Raw genomic sequence first — 20,409 nt, 5'->3', positions numbered from 1 at the left:
AGGAGTGCATCAATGCCACAGCCTCAACTCAGCCCCACACCGGTTCGAGTAGTGAAGAACATCGACCGCGAACGGTACGAGCTGTTCACCGATGAGACACCGGGAGAGTTCATCGGGTTCCTCGCCTACCAGGTCATCGATGACCACACCCTGGAACTCCAGCACACGATCATCTCCGAAGGCTTCTCCCGACGAGGCTTCGCCCGTACCCTCGTCACTCGGGTGCTCGACCTCATTCGGGCCGACGAGTCGACCCTCGTGCCGACCTGTTCGTACGTGCAGGACTACCTCGAGCGGTTCCCGCAGTACGGCGATCTCGTGGCCCATCAGTGACGGAGAGACCTCGAGGCGGCGGGGCCGGCCGTTTCGCTCCGAGCCCGAGCGGTGACCTCCACATCGGCAATATCCGCTCCGGGCTGCTCAGCTATGTGCGTGCCCGGCAGACGGGCCGGCGATTCCTGTGGCGGATCGAAGACCTCGATCGGGTGAAGGTCGGCGCGGCCGCCTCACAGCTTCAGGTCTTCGCCGATCTCGGCGTCGTCCCGGACGAGGCGCCGCTGGTCCAATCCGAACGCACTGCCGAATACGCCGCTGCGCTTGCGAGGCTGGAGGCGGACGGACTCGTCTACGAATGCTATTGCTCACGCAAAGACATCGCTCAGGCCCCCAGTGCACCGCACGCACCACCCGGAGCCTACCCGGGGACCTGTCGCCGCCTCGGGGAAGAGGAGCGCGAGTCCGCCCGGCTGAGGCTCGAAGCGAACGACCGGCGGCCGGCGCTGCGTCTGCGCGCGGACAATCGAGTTCACAGCATCGACGATGTGCTGCTCGGCCGGGTGGAGGCGGTCGTCGACGATCTCGTGCTGCGGCGAGGTGACGGTGTCTTCGCCTACAATCTCACCGTCGTCGTCGATGATGCAGCGACCGGAATCGACGAGATCCTGCGCGGGGACGATCTCGCTTCTTCGGCACCCAGGCAGGCGTATCTGGCTCGGCTGCTTGGTCTGGCCGAACCGGGCTGGGTGCATGTTCCGCTGGTGCTCAACGAGTGCGGTCAGCGGTTGGCCAAACGTGATGGAGCGGTGACTTATCAGCAGCTGTGCGGCCTCGGATGGACCAACGAGGACCTCTTCGCCTGGATGCAGCAGTCGCTGGGATTCGCCGGAGACGGTGGCCCGTGGAGATCCGTCGACGATATGGTCAGCGGCATCGATTTCGCCCGGATGTCCACGACGCCGTCGGTCTTCATCCCGCCTGCGGGTTCCTAGGGCCGAATCCGCTCATGCCGGCGCCTCGTCAGGCCGCATCTTCATCAGGCTTCTGACGAGTCGACGGCGTCTCGGATGACTCCGTCGTAGATCGCTTCGAACGTGTCGAGAGTGTATTCGATATCGTGTTTGGCCACGACGTCGAGCGACGCCTTCGACATGGCATCGAGTTCATCATCGGGCATTCGGCAGATACGGGTGAACCGGTCAGCCAGCGCATCTGTGTCGCGCGGCGGGAACAGGTACCCGTTGACTTCGTCGCGGACGAGGTGCGGCAGAGCCACCGCATCGGCGAGGACCACGGGTTTGCGCGACGCCAGCGCCTCCAGCGTAGCGATGGACTGCAGCTCAGCGGTCGAGGGCATGCAGAAGAAGGTGCAGCGCTGGTAGGCCTCCATGAGCGCCTCGTCACTGATCTTCCCGAGCACATGCACACGATCGGCGATGCCGAGTTCGACAGCCAGCTGCTTCAGCGGCTCCTCCTGGTCACCACCGCCGACGATATCGGCTTCGAGCCCCAGCGCTGGATCGGTCTTCGCCACGGCCTCGACGATGTCGGCGGCGTGCTTCTCCGAGGAGAGTCGGCCGACGAAGAGAACACGCGGGGGAACGGCCCGCGACGCGGCGCAGTCGAGTTCGCGCAGATGAGCGAAGCGTTCCAGGTCGATCCCGCAGGACACCGCCCTGATGGGCGAGGAGAACCCGTTCTCGGTGAGCAGATCGGCGGCCAGCTGCGTCGGAACCGTGATGAAATCGGCGGACTGGAACTTCCGGCGCAGATCCCACCAGGCGATGGCGGTGCCGCCGTCGAGAACGGCCTTCGGAGCCTTGAGATAGGGGCGGACGTTGTCGGGCATGAAGTGGTTCGTGGCCACGACAGGGATTCCGCGCCTGATCGATTCGGAGAAGGCATAGCGGCCGATGACGAAATGCGCCTGAGTATGCACGACATCGGGGCGGACGCTGTCGAGGAGTCGCGAGAGCTCGGGCTTCGTCTCCCACGGCATGCAGATCATCCACGTCGGGTGCAGAGGCCATCTGTGAGCGGTGAGGCGGTGGACGGTGACCCCGTTCTCGACACTGACCGAGGGTTTGCCCGTGGCCGAGGGGCAGGCCACGTGGACATCATTCCCGCGAGCGGCGAGACCTTCGGCCAAGCGCTCGGCGAACTTCGCGGCACCATTGACTTCGGGGGCGTACGTCTCCGCCGGGATGAGGATGCGGCGTTTCGGGGTGGGACGGTGCGCAGACAGGATTCAGCTCTCCTCGGTGTCGGTCATGGTGTCGGAACGGCGGGCGTTCCTGCGCTGAGCTTCTCGATCTCTGACATCGGGATGATACCGCGACAATACAACGACGGCTGCGCAGGCGACCAATCCGGTGAGAGAGATGAGGATGATGAGCCAGACGGGGGAGTGAGCCGCCTCGCCGAGGACGACGGTGCCGAGGATCACGGCACCGATCGGGTCGATGACGGTCAGGCCGGCGATGACCATCTCCGGGGGGCCCGCGGCATAGGAATTCTGGACGAACAGGGACCCCAGGGCAACTGCCGCCAGCAGCGCCGCGACGTTGATCCAGGTGACCTGGTCGAGTCCGGCCTGGAGGAACTGGACGCTGACCAGGTGAGCGTTCGTCGCCACACAGGCGAACAGCAGGCCGGCGGCGATGATGAGCACGAGCTGAGGGGCGTGGCGGAAGACCACCACGATCACCAGGCCGACCGCCACGGCAACGGCAGTGATCCAGAACAGCGGCATCGCATCGGCTCCGAGGTGGACCTCCGATTGTGCCGTCGTCGCCGATAGCGCGACGAAGAGCGTCACCCCGGCGGTACACCAGACGACTGACTGGACGAGTCGCCTGTTGACCTTGAGCCCACGGTGGCGGACGCCGAGCAGCACCGAGACGATGAGTGAGAACGCTCCGATCGGCTGCACGACCATCACCGGAGCCAGCGCCAGGGCCACGAAATTGCCCGCCGTTCCCACTCCGAGGATGATCAGTCCGAGCAGCCACCGACGATTGCGCAGCAGTTCCGTGAAATGGGCCCAGCTCAGGCCGTTGTGGGAGTCATCCTGCCCGGCGACCGCATCGTGCTGATACAAGGCGCCATAGGCCAGTGCCACGGCCGCGAGGACGGCGAGGGCGATTGCCACTATGGTCACGATGAGTCTTCCGGTATCGACGGTGTGGATGTGGGGAGCGGATCGCTTCGAGTCTATCGCGCGAGGCGGCGGCGAAGATGGCCGCAGACTGTGTTTGTCCTGACTGTAAGGCAACCCTGCGGCGACAGGTGGGGAAACCCTCAGCGCCGTGGCCGAAGCACCCTCAATGCTGTGAGCTAAAGCACTCGTCACGGTTTTGTTCGCCGGCCCGGGGGTTTGCTAAGCTGGGACACACGTCCGCAGGAAGCTGCGGCATTCCTCCGTAGCTCAGTTGGCAGAGCATTCGACTGTTAATCGAAGGGTCGCTGGTTCGAGCCCAGCCGGGGGAGCAGCCAAGGCCCCGTCCGTTAGGACGGGGCCTTCGTCGTTGCCCGACACCGCGCTCGGGGTCGTCGACGTGGCTGGGGAATAGGCTCTGCACGCGGCGGGTTCATCTGGCATGAAGTCTTTCGGATTCCTCAGTTTCGGTCACTACGACCTTGGCGGCGACCTCGACGCCGGGCGGATGCTGCGCGATGCGGTGGAGATCTCCGTCGGTGCCGACGAGCTCGGCGTCAACGGCGCCTACTTCCGAGTCCACCATCTCGCGACCCAGGCGGCCTCTCCCATTCCGCTGCTGGCGACGATCGCCGCGAAGACCAGCAACATCGAGGTCGGCACCGGGGTCATCGACATGAGATATGAGAACCCGCTCTACCTCGCCGAGGAGGCCGCCGCCCTCGATCTGCTTTCCGACCAGCGAGTGGCGATGGGCATCAGTCGCGGGTCCCCGGAGCCTGCCCTGCGCGGATGGGAGGCGTTCGGCTACGAGGATCTCACCGAGCCGAAGGCCGCGAACATGGCCAGAGAGAAGTTCGATCGGTTCCTCCGGGCCGTCCGCGGCGAGGAACTTGCCCCGGCCGATCCGGAGCAGTTCGGTTCGGGGAAGCGTCTGCGCATCGAACCGCATTCCCCTGGCCTTGAACGCCGCATCTGGTGGGGAGCCGGGTCCGCCTCCACCGCCGAATGGGCTGCACATCAGGGTGTGAACCTGATGAGTTCGACTCTGCTCACCGAGGCGACAGGCGCCGCATTCGGAGACCTGCAGGCCGAGCAGATCGCCAGGTACCGTCAGGCATGGAGCGCCGCGGGGCACGGATGGACTCCACGAGTGTCCGTCAGCCGCAGCATCTTCCCGATCACCACTGACCTCGACGACCTCTACTTCGGTCGGCGTGGGGCAGGCCAAGGGGATCAGATCGGCATCATCGACGACACACGGTCGACGTTCGGCCGTACCTACGCAGGTGAACCGGACAAGCTGATCGAAGAGCTCAAGGCCGACGCGGCGATCGCGGCAGCCGATACCCTCATGCTCACCATCCCCAGTCAGCTCGGCGTCGACTACAACCTGCATATCCTCGAGTCCTTTGCCCAGCACGTCGCGCCGGCCCTGGGCTGGGTTCCTGCCGGACAGAGCTGAGACACGGGGCCGAACTGAACTGCATGAACGTAGGATGAGACGAGGCAGAGACGATGAGTAGCTGAGGGGGCCGCGTGAGCAAGAGCACGAAGATGACGCAGACGCAGAAGCGCATCCTCCTCATCGGCCTCGTTCCCCTCTTCATGTCCCTGCTGTCGGTGTCCAGCATCAACGTCGTCCTGCCGTCGATCGCTGCTGATATCGACGCTTCCACTTCGGCGCTGCAATGGGTGCTCACCGGTTATGCGCTGTCCTTCGGTGTGGTCCTCGTCGCCGCCGGACGTGCCGGAGACGTCTTCGGACGCGGACAGCTGTTCGCCATCGGAGTCGGCCTGTTCGGCCTGTCCTCGCTGGTGGCCGGAATCGCCCCGGATCCGCTGACGCTCAATATCTCCCGAGTGACCATGGGGCTGGGCTCGGGATTCCTCAACCCACAGGTCGTGGGCCTGCTGCAGCAGTATTTCCAGGGGCCGCCGCGCGGTCGTGCATTCGGGCTGATGGGCACCACCGTCGGTTTGTCGGTGGCCATCGGCCCTGTGCTCGGCGGTGCCCTCATCGCACTGTTCGGCAGCGACCTCGGCTGGAGAGCGACTTTCCTGGTCAATGTGCCCTTCGCCATCGCCTCTCTCATCCTCGCCCGGGCCTGGCTGCCTGCCGGCGCATGGCGACCCGCCGTCGACCAGGATGCGAAGAACTCCGATGGCGGCAAGGATCTCGACCCCGTGGGAGTCATCCTCCTCGGCGTCGGTGTCCTCCTCATCCTTCTGCCCTTCGTCGAATCATCGCTGGGCTGGTTCATCTGGCTGTCCCTGCCGATCGGCATCGGCATGATCTGGGTGTGGACCCGGTGGGAACGTCGGTACGCGCATCTGGGCCGTCCCCCGATGGTCGATCTCGATCTCTTTCGCATCCGCAGCTTCAGCAACGGTTCGATCATCATCGCCCTCTATTTCCTCGGCGTCACCAGCGTCTGGGTCCTCGTCGCCATGTACATGCAGCAGGGACTGGGACATACAGCCCTGGCCGCGGGAATGATCGGTCTGCCGGCCGCGCTGTGCTCGGCGGTCTCAGCCGACGTGTCCGGACGGTTCGTCTTCCAGATCGGGCGCCGCCTCGTCGTCTGGGGGATCGCGCTGTGCTTCGTCGGTCTGGTGGCCACGATCGCCGTCGTCGCGCTCCTGTCCCAGGGCATCGGCAGCGAGTGGTGGTTGCTGCTGACTCTGGCGTTCATCGGCACCGCGCAGGGCATGGTCATCAGCCCCAACCAGACTCTCACTCTGCAGGAGGTCCCCCTGAGATACGCCGGATCATCGGGAGGAGTGCTCCAGACCGGGCAGCGCATCGGCACTTCGATGGGGCTTGCGATCATGACCGCGCTGGCGTTCTCGATCACCGCGGTGAGCAATTGGCATTGGGGGATGATGGGGGCGTTCGTCGCCATCGCCGTCATCGTCATCCTCGCCGGAATCGTCGGTCTCATCGAGGTTCGCCGAGGCGGCCCCCGCCGGGCTTGAGTGCCGCTCGCAGCGCGCCCGGCCGAGTCAGGCAATCGTCAGCTGTCAGCGCAATAATGTTACGGATTTTAGACAATCCGCTGTGTCCGAATGTGGAAGACTGTGAACGCACATCAGCCCATGGAAGGAAACACAGTGGTCGAGGCCGTACCCGATGACGAGCTGGAGCTCGAGGAACTCGTGCGCTCGGGCGGGATCGAAACCTATTTCGCCCCCGTCGTCGACGCACTGACCTTCCACCGAGTCGGCCACCAGATTCTGCAGGCTCCCACGGGTTCCCCGGAGTTGGGTCGCGCCGAGTCGGAGAACCTGCGCCACGCCATGCGCGCCTCGACGATCACGGGTGATATCGATGCCTCTCTGCGTGACTCTGCGCTGCGCACGGCAGAAGGTGCCGGACTGCCGAAGTCGAACCGCCTGTTCCTCCATGCCGAAGCTGAGTCTTTCGCGACCCTCGAGGACCGCACCGGAGAACCCGACCGCTCGGTCATCCTCCAGCTCGACGCCACTCGGGTCGCCTCGTCCCCGGCCTCCGTGCTGCGCTCGGTGCGCTCCGCACGCGCCATGGGATGGGGAGTCGGCATGTCTTCTGTGGGTGCCGACCTGCGCAGCACCGCTTTCGTCCCGCTGGTCAATCCTTCGGTGGTCGGACTCCACCCGGACGTTCTGCGCATCGACTGCGATTCTCATCTGGCCGAACTCAACCGCCTTCTCCACGCCCACCTCGAGCGCACGGGAGCGGTCATCCTCGCCGACGGCGTCGAGACCGAAGACGATTTGGACCGTGTGCGTGCGCTCGGGGCACGGTTCATGTCTGGGCCCTACTTCGGTGAGGCCACGAAGCAGCCGCAGGCGTTCTCCGAGCCGAGCGAGGATGCCCTCGTCTCTCACTACTCTCGCAATCTGCCTGCGCTGGGCACCCCGTATTCGATCTCTCAGGGACTGCGGCGCGAGCCTCTGGTGATGAACCGCGAACTTCTCGTCGCTCAGATCGCGGCATTGGAAGAACGCGCTCTGGCATCGGGTACCGCAACCATCACCCTCGGCGTGTTCGGGGAGGACGACGAATTCTCCGAGGCGACGCGACTCCGGTACGAGAAGATCCGGGACACCGTGGGGCTCACGGCGATGTTCTCCGGCGGCTTCGACGGACCGCCGATTCCCGGAGTGCGCACCGGACTCGTCGACGCGTCCGATCCCATCCGCAACGAACACGGCGTCGTCGTGGTCGGGCCGGACTGGTCGGGCATGGTTGCCGCGTCGAAACGCAACGACCCGGGCAGCGACGGACAGACCGTCTTCGATGTCTACATCACGACCGACCGATACACATGCGTCGACGCCGCACGCAGCGTTCTCACTCGCGTCGCACCTCTCACCGCAACGGCGAAGCTGCGGACCTGAGCAGCGCGAGTCCGGGTGTCTCGACTCCGCTGAACGCACGTGTGATCCGAATGGGGAAGCGGACTCCGATGGTGCTAATGTTGTCTCGGCTGGCCCCCGTAGCTCAGCTGGTTAGAGCAGGGAACTCATAATTCCTTGGTCGTCGGTTCAAGTCCGACCGGGGGCACCACTGACCAGGAACGATAGGCAAATCTACCTCCCGGCCTGATACTGAAACACACGGTTACGACACGGTTTCGTTCTCGTCGACAAATCGATCGAGCAATGCCACGACTTCGGCAGGACCGCGGTTTTCGTGCTCAATGTAGTGCCTACTCGTAACTCCCACTTCAGAATGCCCGAGCTGCTGTGACGCATCCTTGAGGTCCGATGATCGGTAGACCTGAGTTGCGACGGTCTTCCGGATCGTGTGCGTAGTCACCCACGAGAGATCCACACCCTGGGCCATGGCCCGTACCTGTCGGAACCGGCCGCTGAAGTTGTCCTTGTCCATCCATGAGCCCACTGAAGTCGGGAATATCGCATCGTTCTCCGGCTTGTGGTCAAGGTCGTGCCAATAGCTCCTGAGGCTCGCCACAGTGAATTGGGGCAGGTACAGCACTCGCTCAGAAGACCGCGACTTCGACAGCTCTTGCCGCTTCACGCGCCCGTCTTCCCCGTACACGATGGTGCCCGACACAGTCACAGTGGGATTATCAGAAACCAAGTCGAGGTCGGACCAGCGGAGGGCCAGCAGTTCACCGACCCGCAATCCCGTGCCGAGCATGACATCAATGCACACGCCGATACGCAGTTTCGGCCACGGACGCGTATTCTTCCGCGGTCTTGCCTCCCACTTCGCCGCAGCTGCTCTCAAGGCAGACACTTCGGCCCCGGTCATCGCCCGCGCCTCCTTCGCTGACACTTCGATAGACCGCGTTGCCAGGACTGGATTCACAGCGATGACGTCGAGGCGCACTGCCTCGTTGAATCCCTGACGGAGTACGTTGCGAAGCTGTCTTGCTGTCTGCGGCGTGGACTTCTTGATGCCCTGCAGGACGGCCTCGATTCGTCCCGTCGAGCTGACTCATGGCTACACCATCTCAACTCGTCGCCAAGGCAACATCGAAGGTCGGCACCACTGAGATCGGGTACACCAACAAGGTCGAGTTCAACGACTGGTTCTACGGCGGCCGATCCAAATACGGGTCGTGGGCCGCATGGTGTGCCGCGTTCACATCCTGGGCCTGCGCCCAGATCGGCATGAAAGCCAACATCGACTACCCGCGCACTGCCGGTGTCGCGATCGCCCGCTCCTGGGCGCAGCAGCGTGGCCGGTGGGTGTCCCCGTCGAACATCAAGAAGGGAGACCTCGTCGTCTTCCTGCCCCACTTCTCCCACATCGCCATCGCCCGCGCCGACGCCTCCGGCGGTTCGGTGAAAACCGTCGAGGGCAACACCTCGCCGGGGTCGAGCGGTTCCCAGCGTGACGGCGGTGGCGTGTGGAACCGCACCCGCCCGCTGTCTCTCGTCGGCGGAGGAATCCGCCTCAACTTCACCAGCACCGAAACCACCACCCCCAGTAAGCCCACCGAACCAGAAGGGATTCTCGGCATGAGCGTCACCAACGCAGGCTTCAGAAACAAGGACGTCCCACTCCCGAAGGGGAAGTGGAAGTCCATCCCCATCGGCGACGCCGGCGGCTACTCGCTCGGCATCCTCGCCAACGGCACCAGCTTCATCGCTGACACGGAACTCACGTTCAAGGGCCTCAACCCGGGTGCCGCGGTCATCGGCCGCTTCTACCTCGTTTCCTATAAGAAGGGCACCCCCACCCGCCGGTTGAAGGGTGGCACCTACCCGGCCAAGGAAATCGTCGGAACTGCGGGCACCAGCCTCGGTTCGGTGATGCAGATGGCGAACTCGTCCCGCACCCCCGACAAGGGGCGCAGCATCCGTCTCCGCTTCGAAGTGTTCGCCGGGACGAAAGGCGTCACCTTCACCAAAGCCTCCCACCGATTCGCAAAGGACTGAACTATGAACCTCAACGAAATCATCCCCGCCGCTTGGCGGAAACCCACCTACGCCGTCTACGCCCTCATCGGTGTTGCACTCGGCGCGATCGCCACCGCCTACGGGCCCGAGCATGTGCCCGCCTGGCACGCCGTGGCCACGAACGTGTTCCTCTACGTCGGTGGCGCGTTCGGACTCACCGCGGCCGCGAACACCATCGTCAACCAGCGAGCCACCGGTGACGAGCCGATCATTGAACCCGATGACGACAACGACATCATCGACCCCGACGAAATCGAACCAGACGAGGAGCTCGACTCCCTCGAGGTGGTGAAGGCCGACGAGCAAGCTGCCCTCGACGCGCAACTCGCAGCCGAGATCGACAAGACACCCCCGGCAGAGGACTACCGGCCTCGGCACTGACCCGGTATTCTTTACCCTCTAGTTCCCCGACTAGATGCGTCCGCTGGACGCTCGGCCCCGGCCTCACCACACAGTGCGGTCGGGGCCATTCGTCGCTGTTTGAGCAGGGTTGATAGCTCTCGCATATGATAAGCCCATGGAAAAGGCACGCGAGATCTCTAAGTCTCGAGCGAGGAAGATCGGCAAGATACTGCGCCGATCTCCTGAGACGATGGAGGAAGTCGATGCCTATATGGATGCAGTCGAGGATCTCGACGCCTACCGGGCGACGTTCCAGAGCCCACTGGTCAGAATCAATAATGGTATTCGTCATTACGCCCGGAAAACGGGCGTCGAAGCCCGAGTGACCCAGCGCTTGAAACGATTGCCGACGATCGTCGACAAGTTGAGTCGCGTCCGTGGTCTTGATCTTTCTCGCATGCAAGACATCGGTGGATGCCGCGCCGTCACCGAGACGATTGACGAGCTCGAGCAGCTACGAAAATCTCTAGAGGCAGCATGGGGATCGGATATCATCCGCAGAACCGATTACATTGCCGAGCCTCGAGAATCGGGGTATCGAGCGGTTCACCTCGTGGTCGAACGCGACGGCAAGCCAGTCGAAATCCAATTACGCTCAGCACTGATGCACTCCTGGGCCGAGTTTATCGAAGGTTTATCCGGTGCACTGGGGGAGAACTACAAACAAGACGGGTCAAGCGTTGTGCAAGATCTAGGTAAATCTCTGTCTGTCCGGTACCGTTGTGAGGAGGAGGGCATACCGGAGCCAGTGAGTTTGCGCGCTACGATCAGCCATCAACTCGCAGACGTTAACTCTGCACTCAAGGCCCACCGCACAAGGAGGGACACCTAAATGCCTAACGAAGCAAGCTCAATTAACCACTTCTTGCTCGTGTTCGATCACTCAAAGGATCGGCTAATTGAGGTAGAAGACTATGGCCACGACTCAGAACTAGCGATGGCCGAGTATGCGGCACGAGAAAAGAAGTTCAGGGACTCACACGCCATCGACATCGTGCTCGTCGGATCGGACTCTATTGAGACAGTCAAGGTCACTCACGGCACTTACTTCAACGAAAAGAAGGACGAGCGAACGGCAGAGGACTTCCTTCGCGCTGTGCTCTGACTGAATTACCCTGGCCCCACCGCTACGGCGGTGGGGCCATTTGTCGTCTGCTCGGAAGATTTCATTGAAGCGTGAAGTCGAGCACCTGCTTCTCGCCGAGGTGGTTCTCCCAGGTCACGTGCAATCCACCCGTCGTCACGTGCAATCCACCCGTCTTTCGCTGAAAGGGTGGAGCTAGTTCGAACTGGACATGTTGGCCCGGTATCAGCTCGGGTACGTTGATGTCATTGCGCACGTCGCCGGCGATCGTGACGTGATACGCCGCGGTGCTGCCGTTTCGGAGAGTGCATAGTTCGCTGCTGTTCTGAATCAGTTCCATGACTCGCTCCTGCGATGGATGGGCCATAAAGATTACCGAGCGCTACTGGGGTGCCGTTGGTATTTTCATGTGCTTTTGCTGCGGGCAGCCCGTCGACGACTGGTGCGATTGATCTCCTCTATGGACGCGACGGAACGACCGAGAATGGCTGCCCTTTCCGCGACCGTTAGGTCTGTTCGGGTCACAGCGAAGTCGATGTCGTCTCGCGCCCACGGCCGCCACAGGATCGCAGCTCTCGCATCTTCTCGTGTCCCGACCCGCACGCCCCACTCGCGCAGCCACCTACTCGCGGTAGATGTGTTAACCCGACCGCGGCGGCAATGTCAGCAATTCTCTGCCCGGCCTCTCGGCGCAGTGTAATCTCGTCGCGCAGGCGTGCCTTGTCCTCGGCTACCGCATGCCGCTTGGTTGGAGAGATGGGGCTGGTGCCTCGCCGGTACCGGTCATAGCAGCGTTTGCACAATCCACGCGCTATTGCGTCCCGGTCACACCACACTGCGGCACAGGTGCTCATGCTGGGCTCATCGTTGAGGGCATGGCAATAGGGTAGCGGAAGCAATGTAGGCCCCCACCGTGGTTACGGCGGGGGCCTACGTTGTTTCATGGTGGGATCGCCGTGGTTTGACGGGCCCGAGTGGGGACTACTTTTCGCCTAGCACTCTCTTGACGAAGCTGGTGGCACGCTCGTTCAGTTTGTCGACGCGCATTGACACATGGGCTTCGAAGTCATTGTGACCTTCGACTGCGCGTGGAGGATTCCTGACGATCTTGGAGCACTCGAAATTACCGTGTATGAGCGTCCCGAGCGAATTGCCGTTTCGTCCCGAAGGCCCGGCCTTCTTCGCTGTGAACATCCGTACGCCGGTGGTCTCGTGCAAGTCCTCGCACCAACTGCACATCGCTTGGGACTTCGCCATGGGCACTGCCCTGAGCATCAGTCCGCGTGGGACGTCGTCTACGGGGACGACTATATAGGCCCGTTGAGGAATTTTCGCATCAGCCCAACCAAAGTAGTCGAGCTCGGCCCACTCGATCTCAGCGAGATTGGGTGGCAGTGTGATCTTTTCCACTTCGCGGCGAGAGGTGTTGATAAAGGACTTCTTAATCTGGGTGGCATTGAGTTGCTGCATGACTGGCTTTCTCTGATTTCAGCAGTTGCCTGAAGGTGAATAGCCGTGAAGCCGGTGCAGTTTAGCCTTCGCGCATTCTTGCGGGCAGCTCTTTGGGGGTGCTGGCGGGCTTTGTTCGCACCAAGCATGACCGGTGAACGCGAGTGGCTAACTGAGAATGTTTAGCGTGGCAATCAGCTACGGCAACAGGGAATGGGTAGAAGCTAGGTCGACTGTGTTTAGGCACAAGTCACCTATCACCCGACCGGCTGTGAATGCGGAGTTCGGGTGATTCTAGGGCAGCAGGACTAGAAGCAGGCCACGAGGGCCACCATTCCTTTCTTCCTGAGATTTCAGGTGGTTCGGCGATAGTTTCCGAGTTTGACTATATCCAAGTCCGCGTCACTGGTTCAACATGGTTCTGTTGCGTACTGCTGGCGTCGATGCTTTCGGTGGGAAGTCGGTGCTAGCTCGGGTCGCGTGCGCTCGTGTCCGGTTCGGCCTTTGGCTGTGGGTGGAGTATGGCGGATGCAGAATAGAACACAAGATCGAATATGAGGACTATGTCACAGCCACCTGGCGGTACTGGCAGAAGATCCGCAACGACGCCGGCGCCCGCGGTTCCTTCCAGAGCCGTCCGCCCGTGCCGGTGCGTGCTCATGTCATGTTCGAGCGCGACGGTGAAGTATGGCTCGATGGCACCGCGACGCGACTCGGTTTCGATGGTGCGATATTCGTTGAGATCAAAGATCGACGAGTCCAGGCGATCGGGGCGTGGTTGCCGCCGGATGATGTGTGGTGGGAGGGGAAGCCTGTCAGTTCTCAGCTGCGTTCTGCTCCATATACTTGAGCGCGATCGGGCATGTCACGTTCACCTTTAGCCACCGGCCGCGAGCATCTTCCAGAGCTCGTTTCATAATCTCCTGGCAGTGAGCGTCCTTGTCGGTGTCCTCGATCGCCTCGCAGTAGACGAACATGACTTCGTTGTCTTCGTCGTCGATCTTGTAATGCAGCGATGCAACGAGTTTCCCGGGCAGGTACAGGTCGAATTTCGACTGTTCCTGGTTGTTGAGCATGGTGTACACGAGACACACTCCTTCTGTGGAATTGTCAAAGCACTGAATGAAAAAGACTCTAAACTGCTGGTCAGACTGCTGCAAGAGGGGTTTAGAGTCTTCCGACGATCTTCGCAACAGGCACATCTTCAACCCTTGTTCGGCTCTCGAGCTTCTCTGGCAGAGGCAACGTCATCGACGACAACAGCAATATGACGCATGCTCGTGATCAACGCCCCGTAGAGGGGCCACGAAGCAGTCGGGAGATGCTGGTCATCGGAAAGGGCTCTCGCCAGTGAGTCGAGGCGTTCATACACGGGCTCAACTTCAGCATCAGGGTCGCTGATCGAGCGCCCGGCATCTTTGACAATGTTTCCCCACTCGCGGCGAAAGCTGTCATCCCACTCGCCCTCGGCGTACGTCGCGTCGCGGAGCGTGCGCGTCAGATTCCTCAGATGCGAGATCCCTTCATCGACCCGCTGCAGGATATTCTCGTAGCTCGTTTCCTCCGCCTGAGACTGTGCTTGGTTGCGAACCCGAGGATTAAGCGACTTCCTCAAATCGCCTCTCGGGTTTGCTCGCCTGCTTTCCCTTGCGAAGCGAACGGACTGCCATGCTGTGTTGAGCTCGTCGCTCATGGACTCGGTCTCGCGGAACCACTCATCGGCGCGGTCTGTGTCCCAGGAGTCGCTGAACTCGTCGGACATGCTGGTCAGGACGTCGCCCATGCGCCGATTGATACTGTCGACGTAGCGAGAGGCCTGCCGGTCCCGGATCGGGGGAATGATGATCAAGTTGACGGCGAGCCCGACAGCTACGCCCAGCGCGATCTCAATGATTCGTTCTAGAAGGAGGGGCTGCTGACTGTCGAATCCGCTTCCGAGGATGAAAATCGCGGTGGTGGCGATGGCGATCCCCTCGTCTCGGATCCATGTCACCCTGGCTCCGAGAAGACCAACAAAGAGCGCCAGGGCGAACGTCCACAGGCTGACTCCGAGGTAGTTGCCAATCAGGAAGGACAAGCCCACGCCGATTGCAGAGGCCACTGTTGACTGGGCGCCTCGCGAAAGTGATCGGTAGACCGTCGCGTGAACGGTGAGCAGTGCAGTCCATGGCGCGAGGAAAGGCATCGCCGAGTCGAGTATTGCGATTGACAGCCACCATGCTGCCGTTGCCGCGACGACAGATTTGACGATCTGGAGGAGATCGGTCGTGACTTCTGGGCGTTGGAGTAGTTCAGTGATCTTCTTCGTTGGAGTTGGCAAGGTCGCTCCGTTGCAGGTCCGTCTCTGTCATGATTACACCGTAAGCAAAGCTCGGTTTGAGACTAGCATTTCCCCTGGTCGAAGTCGTTTTGCTCTTGACGACTCAGGACTGAATTCGGTCGGCTGAGCGTCCTAGCGTCTCAGGCAACGATGGTCTCGGCAATCAAGGGGTGACGGTAGACCCTGTTCACGAGCACGACTGTCCGAACGCACACCTAGCCGAGACCCAGAGGCGTCCTTAGACTCTATTCACGAGCGCCGAAGGAGGCAAACATGACCACCTACGAAGAAGCAATCAAGCGGGCAGCAAAGCCACTCGCGGAGGCATTCTCCCGCATTCAAGAGGGCACAGCACGGGAAGCAGCTGAACGCGCCTACACGCCCGGTGGGCCGGGGCTCGATGAGCTCGAGGAGCGCATCCAGGCATGGCGGGACGAGTTCATGATGGAGCAGGGAGACAAGGCAGCCGCTGGGCGAGATCACGAGCTAGAAGGACGGAAAGTTGCATTGCTATCCGACCAGGAAGTCGCCGAACAGCTCGGCTGCAGTGTCTATCAGCTACGAGCCGACCGCGCACTCGACCGAGGCGACAGAGGTGACCGAGCCCCCGCATGGATCGAGGTCGGCACCTCCTGGCGCCCCCGAGCACGCGGAACACGCCAGTCCGCCGTGGACGCCTGGCTCGACCGACATGAAACCGGGGGGAGCAAGGAAACGAGATGATCGATCTAGAGCAGCTACTCACTTCGAAAGAGGTCGCGGAGACCCTCCAGTGCACTCCGAAACATGTCAACACGTTGCGTAAGCGTGGAGACTTGCCGGCGATGGCGATTGGCGGTATGTGGCGCTACGACCCACGGGATCTCCGGCAGTATGTTGAGCGACAACGGAGGGCTGGAGCGCAATGAACGTGCGCCGACTAGGAGACGCTGGTCTGCGACACGTTTACGACACGGTTTGAGCGAAATTTCTAGTCTCTTGGGCCATCTGCCGAGAATCGGTCTAAGGTGCTGAAGGCCTCGAAATCACTGGTCAAGGACAGACCAGTGCGATCAACGACTGACACGCAAGATCAGTACCTCTTAGAATTCCTTGGCCGTCGGTTCAAGTCCGACCGGGGGCACCACGAAGCGCTCCGCTGATTCGTACGCGAACCCTCAGGCCCCGTCACTCAGCTTCTGTTGGCGGCTCGCCTTTCTCATTCGAATTCGGTTTGAAGACGGTCCCGGACAACGGAGCGTAGGCAGTCCACTCTCCGTCCGGTTCGTTCCTGACGAGTTCGGCAATTCTGCGGTCGTCTGCCTCCGCCTCGTCGAACAGCCGTGTGAAAGCTGCTTCCGCCTTCGGGTTCTCGGCGGAATGCTCGGCCCGTATTCGCATTGCCTCGGTGTCGTCATCGGATGAAGAGATCTCGACGACGAACTGCGGGCCGACTTCGGCAGACACGAGTCGCGCGAGATGCACGCCTTGCTCGGCGAAAATGCGCGCAGCAGTCTCCGGCACCCAATTGAAGTCGGAATCCAGCGAGTCATAGTAGGACTGTTCCCATGCCTCCAGCTGCGCGACAAGTGCGCCGGACAGCCCCGTGTCCTCGTAGTCGATGGGCATGCTGATCCACAGCACCGTACCCGCATAGTCGGGGAACATGCGGATGGTCCGCGGCGGTCGTTCGTCGGTCATCTGCTCCTCGGTCATGGCGCCAGCCTAACGCCGGTCATTCGCTCGGCCCAGACACCCGACGCCACCAGCATCTTTGATGCTTGGCTGCACGCCGAACATCGACTATCATGTGGTCAGCACCTCCTTTCGGATCGTAGGGGAAGACGTATCCGAGGTAGGAGGCAGAAATGGATATGACTCAGGGCGTACTCTTCGTCCACTCAGCACCTCGTGCGCTGTGCCCTCACATCGAGTGGGCAGCGGGCGGGGCCATAGGCGCACAGGCACGCTTCGACTGGACACCCCAGCCGGCAGCACCAGGTCTCGTGCGCGCAGAAGTCTGCTGGCGCGCGCCCGCAGGCTCAGGAGCTCGCATCGCATCCGCCCTGCGCGGCTGGGACTCACTTCGCTACGAAGTCACCGAGGAGCCCTCGGCCGGAGTCGACGGCGGTCGATGGAGCCACACACCTGATCTGGGCATCTACCACGCTGTCACCGACACAGCCGGCAACATCCTCGTCCCTGAAGACCGCATCCGCTCCGTGATGGAACGCGCTGCCGGGGACCCGGCGGAGTTCTCCTCGGAGATGGCGACCGCCCTCGGAGAAGCCTGGGATGAGGAACTCGACGCGTTCCGCCATGCAGGTGAAGGCGCACCGGTGCGCTGGCTGACGAAGGTCGGCTGAACCGCTCCCTTCACCGCCGAACTGCACTCAGCTGCGAGAGTTCGGGCGTTCACAAATGCCGATGGGCACACCCTCCTACCTCGGGTGTGCCCATTTCGCACGCTCTCGTGCCTGAGCGCTTATGCAGGAGGCTCTCCGCAAGCCACCTTCCCAAGCACAGATCGCGTCGTGCGCCCTCATGGAAACGGCCCACTCTGAGTCGGAAAGCACAGTTTCAAAACCGTGCTTTCCGACTCAGAGTGGGCCGTAGAGCTGTCTGAGTTCGCTCAGAACCTCAGACTGAGCGGAACGCGACGACGGCGTTGTGACCGCCGAAGCCGAACGAGTTCGTGATCGCTGCGATATCGCCGGCAGGCAGATCAGCAGGAGTGTCACGGACGATGTTGATCCCCTTGACCTTCGGGTCGACTTCGTCGATGTTGATGGTCGGGGGAGCGGTGCGAGTCTGCAGCGCCTTGACCGTGAGGATCGCCTCCACGGCACCCGTACCTCCGAGGAGGTGTCCGGTCATCGACTTCGTGGCCGAGACCAGTGCATCGGAGACGTTGTCACCAAGGAGTTCGCTGATGGCCAGCGATTCCGGGATGTCTCCGACCGGAGTCGACGTGGCATGCGCGTTGACGTGCTTGATTTCGCCGGCGGTCAGACCTCCGGCGTCGAGTGCCTGCTGCATGGCGGCCAGCGCGTGCTTGCCCTCCGGCTCTCCACCGGTGATGTGGTAGGCGTCGTTCGAGATGCCCCAGCTGGCCACCTCGGCGTAGATCTTCGCTCCACGAGCCTTCGCATGCTCCTCGGTCTCGAGGATGAGCGTGCCCGCACCTTCGCCCATGACGAAGCCGTCGCGGTCGACGTCATAGGGACGCGAAGCGGTCTCGGGTGAATCGGTGCGACGTGACAGCGCCTGCATCGAATTGAACGCGGCAAGAGTGATCGGGTGGATCGCTGCTTCCGAACCGCCGGCGATGATGATGTCGGCCTTGCCCGAAGCGAGAACGTCATAGGCGTGGCCGAGGCTCTCGGTCGATGAGGCGCAGGCGGAGACCAGGGTCTGCACACCGGCACGTGCCTTGAATTCCATGCCGATAGCGGCCGCAGGTCCATTGGGCATGAGCATGGGAACTGTCAGGGGCATGACCCGGCGCGGGCCTTCCTCCTGCAGGGTGTCCCAGGCGTCGAGCAGAGTCCAGACTCCGCCGATCCCGGTGGCCCAGGAGACGGCGGTGCGTTCCGGATCGGTCTCCTCGAGACCGGCATCGGCCATGGCTTCACGAGCAGAGATGAGAGCGAACTGGCTCGAAGGATCGAGGCGTTTGGCCTGGACCCGTTTGAGATTGTCGGGCACGACCTGTGGGTCGACCTGCGCTGCGAAGTCCACGGCGAGGCCGTACTTCTCTGACCAATCGTTGTCCATCGTGTGGACGCCGGACTGACCGGCCAGAATGGCTTCCCAAGTGGCATCGACAGTCGCGCCCAAGGGGGTTACCGCACCGATTCCGGTGACGACAACTTTAGATGTCATGGTACAAACCTCGTCGATAGTGTGGACACGGCCCGTCTGTGGACGGGCCGTGTTCGGCTGCTGTGTGTCAGGCTTCCTGAGCCTTGTTGATGTAGTCGACAGCGTCCTGAACGGTGACGAGGTCCTTGACGTCGTCATCGGGGATCTTCACGCCGAACTTCTTCTCAGCGTTGACGACGATGGTCATCATCGAGATGGAGTCGATGTCGAGGTCATCGGTGAACGACTTGTCGGCTTCGACTGCTTCGACAGCCAGGCCGGTCTCTTCGTTGACGATCTCTGCCAGCCCAGCGAGGACTTCAGCTTCGGTGAATGCCATTTCTTTCCTACTTTCTGATTTCGGTCGAGGGTTTTTCGACCGTTTGAGGAACTTTTCGACGAGTGTCCCGCCGAATATCTTAGGACATTCACGGAGAGTTTTCCGTGAATGGGTGTGTCTCAGGGCAGGCGCACGACCTGAGCACCGTAGACGAGGCCCGCACCGAAGCCCATCTGCAGGGCGAGACCGCCGCTGAGTTCGGGCTGTTCACGCAGGAGACGTTCGGTGGCCAGTGGGATCGACGCCGCCGAGGTGTTCCCGTTGTCGGCGATGTCACGTGCGATGACAACGGACTCGGGGAGCTTCAGCTGCTTGGCGAGCTCGTCGATGATGCGCATGTTCGCCTGGTGTGGGATGAATGCAGCGAGGTCCTCGGCCTCGATGCCGGAAGCAGCGAGAGCCTCCTTTGCCACCTCGGCGCCGTCCCACACGGCCCAGCGGAAGACGGTCGGCCCGTCCTGACGCAGGGTCGGGAAGGGCAGTTCCCGGTCGTCACGGATGTCGTAGAGGGAATCCGTCATCCGGATGGTCGACCAGTTCTCGCCCTTCGAGCCCCACACCGTCTTCGAGATGCCGGGTTCGTCGGAGGAGGACACGACGACCGCGCCGGCGCCATCACCGAGGATGAACGAGATCGAACGGTCCTCGGGGTCGATGACCTCGGAGAGCTTCTCGGCTCCGATGACGAGGACATTGTCGAGCGTGCCTGCACGCACCAGTGCATCGGCCTGCGAGATACCGTAGCAGTAGCCGGCACACGCCGCGCTGATGTCCCAAGCCGGAATCGGCCCGGTCCCCAGTCGTGCGGTCAGAGCCGCAGCCGCTGAGGGTGTGAAGTACTCGAACGTGACGGTCGAGATGATGATGCCGCCGACGTCCTCCGGCTTCAGCCCCGCCGAGGCGATCGCCTCGAGCGCGGCTTCCTCGGACATGTCGAGGACGCCGACGTCCTTGCTGGCACGACGGCGGGTGACGATGCCCGTGCGCTGCCGGATCCATTCGTCGGAGGAGTTGATGGGTCCGGCGATATCGTCATTGGTGACGAGGTTCTCCGCACGGTAGGCACCGATTCCGGCAATGCGGGAGAAAGTGCCGAGTTCGGCAGTCTTGAGTGTAGGCAT

23 protein-coding genes and 2 tRNA genes are annotated in these 20,409 nt (G+C 62.2%); 14 read left to right on the top strand and 11 right to left on the bottom strand.

Annotated features, from left to right (window positions below):
* Positions 1-12: 12 nt before the first annotated feature.
* Both ACU4IU_RS18890 and gluQRS read left to right on the top strand, forming a co-directional pair.
* Positions 13-333: a GNAT family N-acetyltransferase gene (locus ACU4IU_RS18890; RefSeq protein ID WP_139467109.1), complete on the top strand. Its 321-nt coding sequence runs from the start codon at positions 13-15 to the stop codon at positions 331-333.
* Positions 330-1,268, top strand: coding sequence for a tRNA glutamyl-Q(34) synthetase GluQRS (gene gluQRS, locus ACU4IU_RS18885; RefSeq protein WP_139467111.1), 939 nt, complete (start codon positions 330-332; stop codon positions 1,266-1,268). Before ACU4IU_RS18890 ends, gluQRS begins: the two co-directional genes overlap by 4 nt.
* 44 nt (positions 1,269-1,312) lie before the next feature.
* Here gluQRS and ACU4IU_RS18880 read toward each other — a convergent pair whose 3' ends face one another.
* Entirely contained in the window at positions 1,313-2,482 is a 1,170-nt protein-coding gene (locus tag ACU4IU_RS18880; RefSeq protein ID WP_446657615.1) for a glycosyltransferase, read from the bottom strand.
* 42 nt (positions 2,483-2,524) lie between these two features.
* Positions 2,525-3,436, bottom strand: coding sequence for a DMT family transporter (locus ACU4IU_RS18875; RefSeq protein WP_229663917.1), 912 nt, complete (start codon positions 3,434-3,436; stop codon positions 2,525-2,527).
* A 256-nt stretch (positions 3,437-3,692) separates the two neighbouring features.
* Between ACU4IU_RS18875 and ACU4IU_RS18870 the strand changes: the two genes are divergently transcribed.
* The 5 genes from ACU4IU_RS18870 (at position 3,693) to ACU4IU_RS18850 (ending at position 7,985) form a co-directional block, all read left to right on the top strand.
* A tRNA-Asn gene (locus ACU4IU_RS18870) sits at positions 3,693-3,765 on the top strand.
* 110 nt (positions 3,766-3,875) lie between these two features.
* The gene (locus ACU4IU_RS18865; RefSeq protein WP_139467115.1) at positions 3,876-4,898 is read left to right on the top strand and encodes an LLM class flavin-dependent oxidoreductase; all 1,023 of its coding nucleotides are present in this window, start codon (positions 3,876-3,878) and stop codon (positions 4,896-4,898) included.
* Between the two features lie 92 nt (positions 4,899-4,990).
* The gene (locus ACU4IU_RS18860) at positions 4,991-6,412 is read left to right on the top strand and encodes an MFS transporter (protein WP_180345525.1); all 1,422 of its coding nucleotides are present in this window, start codon (positions 4,991-4,993) and stop codon (positions 6,410-6,412) included.
* 135 nt (positions 6,413-6,547) lie between these two features.
* Positions 6,548-7,816 carry an EAL domain-containing protein gene (locus tag ACU4IU_RS18855; protein ID WP_228281818.1) on the top strand — a complete coding sequence of 423 codons (1,269 nt, stop codon included), beginning with the start codon at positions 6,548-6,550 and terminating at the stop codon, positions 7,814-7,816.
* Positions 7,817-7,908: 92 nt separating this feature from the next.
* Positions 7,909-7,985, top strand: a tRNA-Ile gene (locus tag ACU4IU_RS18850).
* A gap of 54 nt (positions 7,986-8,039) precedes the next feature.
* Here the strand turns inward: ACU4IU_RS18850 and ACU4IU_RS18845 are convergent.
* Positions 8,040-8,774 carry a tyrosine-type recombinase/integrase gene (locus ACU4IU_RS18845; RefSeq protein ID WP_139467120.1) on the bottom strand — a complete coding sequence of 245 codons (735 nt, stop codon included), beginning with the start codon at positions 8,772-8,774 and terminating at the stop codon, positions 8,040-8,042.
* 110 nt (positions 8,775-8,884) lie between these two features.
* On the opposite strand from ACU4IU_RS18845, the gene ACU4IU_RS18840 reads away from it, so the two are divergent.
* The 4 genes from ACU4IU_RS18840 to ACU4IU_RS18825 all read left to right on the top strand — a co-directional run bounded on the left by ACU4IU_RS18840 (position 8,885) and on the right by ACU4IU_RS18825 (position 11,357).
* Positions 8,885-9,829 (top strand): CHAP domain-containing protein, encoded by a 945-nt coding sequence (locus tag ACU4IU_RS18840; protein ID WP_139467121.1) that lies wholly within the window; start codon positions 8,885-8,887, stop codon positions 9,827-9,829.
* Positions 9,830-9,832: 3 nt separating this feature from the next.
* Positions 9,833-10,231: a hypothetical protein gene (locus ACU4IU_RS18835; RefSeq protein ID WP_139467123.1), complete on the top strand. Its 399-nt coding sequence runs from the start codon at positions 9,833-9,835 to the stop codon at positions 10,229-10,231.
* A gap of 136 nt (positions 10,232-10,367) precedes the next feature.
* Complete coding sequence (locus tag ACU4IU_RS18830; RefSeq protein ID WP_139467125.1) at positions 10,368-11,084, top strand: RelA/SpoT domain-containing protein; 717 nt, start codon at positions 10,368-10,370, stop codon at positions 11,082-11,084.
* Positions 11,085-11,357 carry a hypothetical protein gene (locus ACU4IU_RS18825; protein ID WP_139467126.1) on the top strand — a complete coding sequence of 91 codons (273 nt, stop codon included), beginning with the start codon at positions 11,085-11,087 and terminating at the stop codon, positions 11,355-11,357.
* Between the two features lie 61 nt (positions 11,358-11,418).
* Here the strand turns inward: ACU4IU_RS18825 and ACU4IU_RS18820 are convergent, their stop codons facing one another.
* From ACU4IU_RS18820 to ACU4IU_RS18805, 4 genes are all read right to left on the bottom strand, one after another.
* Positions 11,419-11,676 carry a hypothetical protein gene (locus tag ACU4IU_RS18820; protein ID WP_139467128.1) on the bottom strand — a complete coding sequence of 86 codons (258 nt, stop codon included), beginning with the start codon at positions 11,674-11,676 and terminating at the stop codon, positions 11,419-11,421.
* 641 nt (positions 11,677-12,317) lie between these two features.
* Entirely contained in the window at positions 12,318-12,806 is a 489-nt protein-coding gene (locus tag ACU4IU_RS18815) for an FBP domain-containing protein (RefSeq protein ID WP_139467130.1), read from the bottom strand.
* Positions 12,807-13,600: 794 nt separating this feature from the next.
* Positions 13,601-13,870, bottom strand: coding sequence for an N-acetyltransferase (locus ACU4IU_RS18810; RefSeq protein ID WP_139467134.1), 270 nt, complete (start codon positions 13,868-13,870; stop codon positions 13,601-13,603).
* Between the two features lie 119 nt (positions 13,871-13,989).
* The gene (locus tag ACU4IU_RS18805; protein ID WP_139467136.1) at positions 13,990-15,105 is read right to left on the bottom strand and encodes an FUSC family protein; all 1,116 of its coding nucleotides are present in this window, start codon (positions 15,103-15,105) and stop codon (positions 13,990-13,992) included.
* 273 nt (positions 15,106-15,378) lie between these two features.
* Here ACU4IU_RS18805 and ACU4IU_RS18800 point away from each other — a divergent pair, with 273 nt between their 5' ends.
* On the top strand, positions 15,379-15,828 hold the full coding sequence (locus tag ACU4IU_RS18800) for a hypothetical protein (protein WP_139467137.1): 450 nt from the start codon (positions 15,379-15,381) through the stop codon (positions 15,826-15,828).
* On the top strand, positions 15,825-16,013 hold the full coding sequence (locus tag ACU4IU_RS18795) for a helix-turn-helix domain-containing protein (protein ID WP_139467139.1): 189 nt from the start codon (positions 15,825-15,827) through the stop codon (positions 16,011-16,013). Before ACU4IU_RS18800 ends, ACU4IU_RS18795 begins: the two co-directional genes overlap by 4 nt.
* A 259-nt stretch (positions 16,014-16,272) precedes the next feature.
* Here ACU4IU_RS18795 and ACU4IU_RS18790 read toward each other — a convergent pair whose 3' ends face one another.
* Positions 16,273-16,800 (bottom strand): hypothetical protein, encoded by a 528-nt coding sequence (locus ACU4IU_RS18790; protein ID WP_139467141.1) that lies wholly within the window; start codon positions 16,798-16,800, stop codon positions 16,273-16,275.
* Positions 16,801-16,958: 158 nt separating this feature from the next.
* Between ACU4IU_RS18790 and ACU4IU_RS18785 the strand changes: the two genes are divergently transcribed.
* The gene (locus ACU4IU_RS18785; protein WP_139467428.1) at positions 16,959-17,450 is read left to right on the top strand and encodes a DUF3145 domain-containing protein; all 492 of its coding nucleotides are present in this window, start codon (positions 16,959-16,961) and stop codon (positions 17,448-17,450) included.
* A gap of 274 nt (positions 17,451-17,724) precedes the next feature.
* Here the strand turns inward: ACU4IU_RS18785 and ACU4IU_RS18780 are convergent, their stop codons facing one another.
* From ACU4IU_RS18780 to ACU4IU_RS18770, 3 genes are all read right to left on the bottom strand, one after another.
* The gene (locus ACU4IU_RS18780; RefSeq protein WP_139467143.1) at positions 17,725-18,969 is read right to left on the bottom strand and encodes a beta-ketoacyl-[acyl-carrier-protein] synthase family protein; all 1,245 of its coding nucleotides are present in this window, start codon (positions 18,967-18,969) and stop codon (positions 17,725-17,727) included.
* 67 nt (positions 18,970-19,036) lie between these two features.
* Positions 19,037-19,288: an acyl carrier protein gene (locus ACU4IU_RS18775; RefSeq protein WP_025776743.1), complete on the bottom strand. Its 252-nt coding sequence runs from the start codon at positions 19,286-19,288 to the stop codon at positions 19,037-19,039.
* A 119-nt stretch (positions 19,289-19,407) separates the two neighbouring features.
* Positions 19,408-20,409 (bottom strand): beta-ketoacyl-ACP synthase III, encoded by a 1,002-nt coding sequence (locus ACU4IU_RS18770; protein ID WP_139467145.1) that lies wholly within the window; start codon positions 20,407-20,409, stop codon positions 19,408-19,410.

Source organism: Brevibacterium sp. CSND-B09 (genome assembly GCF_052906525.1).
This window is presented reverse-complemented; position numbering and strand designations above follow the sequence as displayed.

Excerpts from the sequence above, each read along its gene's own strand:
- ACU4IU_RS18795 (WP_139467139.1), top strand. The coding sequence starts at position 15,825 with ATGATCGATCTAGAGCAGCTACTCACTTCGAAAGAGGTCGCGGAGACC.
- ACU4IU_RS18825 (WP_139467126.1), top strand. The coding sequence starts at position 11,085 with ATGCCTAACGAAGCAAGCTCAATTAACCACTTCTTGCTCGTGTTCGAT.
- ACU4IU_RS18790 (WP_139467141.1), bottom strand. The coding sequence starts at position 16,800 with ATGACCGAGGAGCAGATGACCGACGAACGACCGCCGCGGACCATCCGC.
- ACU4IU_RS18835 (WP_139467123.1), top strand. The coding sequence starts at position 9,833 with ATGAACCTCAACGAAATCATCCCCGCCGCTTGGCGGAAACCCACCTAC.
- ACU4IU_RS18770 (WP_139467145.1), bottom strand. The coding sequence starts at position 20,409 with ATGCCTACACTCAAGACTGCCGAACTCGGCACTTTCTCCCGCATTGCC.
- ACU4IU_RS18800 (WP_139467137.1), top strand. The coding sequence starts at position 15,379 with ATGACCACCTACGAAGAAGCAATCAAGCGGGCAGCAAAGCCACTCGCG.
- ACU4IU_RS18865 (WP_139467115.1), top strand. The coding sequence starts at position 3,876 with ATGAAGTCTTTCGGATTCCTCAGTTTCGGTCACTACGACCTTGGCGGC.
- ACU4IU_RS18890 (WP_139467109.1), top strand. The coding sequence starts at position 13 with ATGCCACAGCCTCAACTCAGCCCCACACCGGTTCGAGTAGTGAAGAAC.
- ACU4IU_RS18785 (WP_139467428.1), top strand. The coding sequence starts at position 16,959 with ATGACTCAGGGCGTACTCTTCGTCCACTCAGCACCTCGTGCGCTGTGC.
- ACU4IU_RS18780 (WP_139467143.1), bottom strand. The coding sequence starts at position 18,969 with ATGACATCTAAAGTTGTCGTCACCGGAATCGGTGCGGTAACCCCCTTG.
- ACU4IU_RS18815 (WP_139467130.1), bottom strand. The coding sequence starts at position 12,806 with ATGCAGCAACTCAATGCCACCCAGATTAAGAAGTCCTTTATCAACACC.
- ACU4IU_RS18820 (WP_139467128.1), bottom strand. The coding sequence starts at position 11,676 with ATGGAACTGATTCAGAACAGCAGCGAACTATGCACTCTCCGAAACGGC.
- ACU4IU_RS18775 (WP_025776743.1), bottom strand. The coding sequence starts at position 19,288 with ATGGCATTCACCGAAGCTGAAGTCCTCGCTGGGCTGGCAGAGATCGTC.
- ACU4IU_RS18830 (WP_139467125.1), top strand. The coding sequence starts at position 10,368 with ATGGAAAAGGCACGCGAGATCTCTAAGTCTCGAGCGAGGAAGATCGGC.
- ACU4IU_RS18840 (WP_139467121.1), top strand. The coding sequence starts at position 8,885 with ATGGCTACACCATCTCAACTCGTCGCCAAGGCAACATCGAAGGTCGGC.
- ACU4IU_RS18860 (WP_180345525.1), top strand. The coding sequence starts at position 4,991 with ATGACGCAGACGCAGAAGCGCATCCTCCTCATCGGCCTCGTTCCCCTC.